Genomic DNA, 2,348 nt, shown 5'->3' with positions numbered 1-2,348 from the left:
AAAGCAAGGAGTTGTTGGGCGACGATGAAGCGGGTTTTCCTGACGTCGAAGTCCGCATATGCACCACGTAAGCGATTCGAGCAATTCCTGTCGCGAGATGCACCCGTAGCTCAGTTGGATAGAGCGTCGCCCTCCGAAGGCAGAAGTCAAGGCTGGTAATGCTTGGTTGTGTTGGAAGAAAGAAGTGACTAAACAACGGTTTGAGCGAATGTTGGGTTTGCTCTTCATGCCGACGAAACTCTCGCGTAAGCATGGCGTAAGCATCTCGCGAACGGTATGCACCCGTAGCTCAGCTGGATAGAGCGCTGCCCTCCGAAGGCAGAGGCCAGAGGTTCGAATCCTCTCGGGTGCGCCAAAAAACACTATAAATCAATAACTTACTCTTCCGCGCATTTTTGGACCTAGTGCTTACGTGGGAAAGTCGCGTAAGCAGTGCAATCGCAGCAGTCAGCTAAAGTTGCATCGATAACCCATCGAATCTTTAGCGCTTACTCCTGGTCGAAGGCGTATGACTTCAGCGTTCCTGCTTGCATCGCCTGCTTTCATCTCGCCAAGTATCGCATCGAGAAAGACGGAGCTGCTGGTTCCGGCAGGCACTGCAGGGGATATGGCGGCAGACCACATTTTCGTGTGCACTGTGTGTGCAGCGTGTCGTCGTAGAGGGGCAAATTCTGCCATACTGCGCCGTAATCCAGCGTAGGCATATCCGCCGCCAGCATTTTGCCCAATGAAGAATATCTACTATAAGACAATATGTTAGAATGAGAGGCGACCCGATGATGGATTGGAACGATACTTGAAACTAATCAATATGTTGCATCTCGAGGTGTGCAAATTTTGTTCATGTTGCAGAATCTCGCGTCTGGATTCCAGGGTCAATCTATTCGCGTTTGACCCCTGCCAAAAGGCATGCGCTTTTCGGTAGCCTTTGGGACGCCCGCCGATATGCCATTTGGCGCGCAGGCCCCTGCCCAATGGACCAGATCGCTTTTTGACTGTTTGGCGCATGCGCCGCGGTGCGGGGTGCTTCAGTCTTGGCGGGTATTGAATCCGGGGGGGCCCGTGACACATCTTTCAGTCACACAGATTGAGGTCGTTATCGGACCGTTCCGCAGACAGATGTTTGCCGAAGGTCTCGCGGTCATGTTGCGCAGCGAGGTCAACCTGAATCTCACCCAGATCGCCACCGAAGCCGAGGCTAGGCACTTTCTTAACTGCGATCACCCCACGGTTGTCATCCTTGAAGCGCGCGCAGGAGAGGCGGCCCGCGCGCTTCTTCCCGAGTCGGACACGGTGGCGGTGATCCTGATCGCTCAGGAAGGCCGCGACGTGCAGATCGCCTTGCGCCAGTTCGATCGGGACCGCTTGCGTGCGGCCATCGGAATGGTCTCGATGGCGTCGCATCCGCGGGTGATCACGCTGGATGCGGAGGGGTCCGAGCAGCCTGCCATTGCGCTGCCGGGGTTCCGCGACCCGCAGACCTCGGGTCTGGGAACGGTTATCGCCTGGCTCGATGGGGTCTTTGCGCTGGCGATGGCCGAGTATGCGGACGCGCGCGGCCCGACAGGGCCTGCAATCGATGACGCAGAGGTGCTCAAGGCCGGGTTCGAACGCGGGCAAGCGGTAAGCCGGGAAGATTTGCGCCGCCGCTTCGAGGCGCTGGAGGCCGCACCGATGTGGCAGGCACGCCTGCGCCGTAATTTTGGGCTGGATGCGACCGAGCTAAAGCTGTTGTGCCTCGCGGCGGCGCCGGATCTTGACCACCGCTATGCGCAGGTCATTGGTCTGATGCAGAACGATTACGCACAGGGCAGGCCCAATGCCACGACGCTGGCGCGGCTCTTGGGGGGGGATCTGATTGGGGCCGATATTGATGCGGTGCTGGTAGGCCCGCGCACATTTGCGCGGCTGCGGATGATCCGCCCGCTGGAAAGTGCGCAGCCGCAGCCCGGATTTCGTATCGCACCCTCTTTGCTTGATCTGATGATCGGCGCGCGGCGTCTGGCAGCGTCGGGCTGGCGTTTGCAGCGCCGTGGTCTGCCGCCGCAGCAGGCGCTGTCGGACCAGATCGCGGCCTATCTGGCGCTGCCGAATCCGCCCGTGCTTCTTTGTGGTCAGGACAAGCACGGGGCCGATGAGGTGGCCGCCGCCTTTGTGCAAAACGGCGCGCCGGTGTTGCGCGTGCAGGTGGCGGAGCTGAAAGGCGATGTGGTCGAAGCGGTCGCGGATTTGGCGCTGATCGCGCGGCTGCAGGATGCGGTGCTGATGTTCGAGGGCCTTCAGCGACTGCCCGAAGCTGTGCAGGCCGCGCTGAGTGAGGCCGAAACGGCGACGCTGGTGCGCGGCAC

1 protein-coding gene and 1 tRNA gene are annotated in these 2,348 nt (G+C 59.7%); both read left to right on the top strand.

Annotated features, from left to right (window positions below; translation table 11 throughout):
* Window positions 1–278 precede the first annotated feature (278 nt).
* Window positions 279–355 (top strand) — tRNA-Arg (locus ACEW8G_RS01965).
* Between the two features lie 707 nt (window positions 356–1,062).
* On the top strand, window positions 1,063–2,348 hold a 1,286-nt coding region (locus tag ACEW8G_RS01960), incomplete at its 3' end, for a hypothetical protein (RefSeq protein ID WP_373486770.1).

Source organism: Blastomonas sp., from assembly GCF_041747255.1.
Classification (GTDB): domain Bacteria; phylum Pseudomonadota; class Alphaproteobacteria; order Sphingomonadales; family Sphingomonadaceae; genus Blastomonas.
Note: the sequence above shows the minus strand (reverse complement) of the source record. Positions and strands in the feature narration are given on the sequence as shown.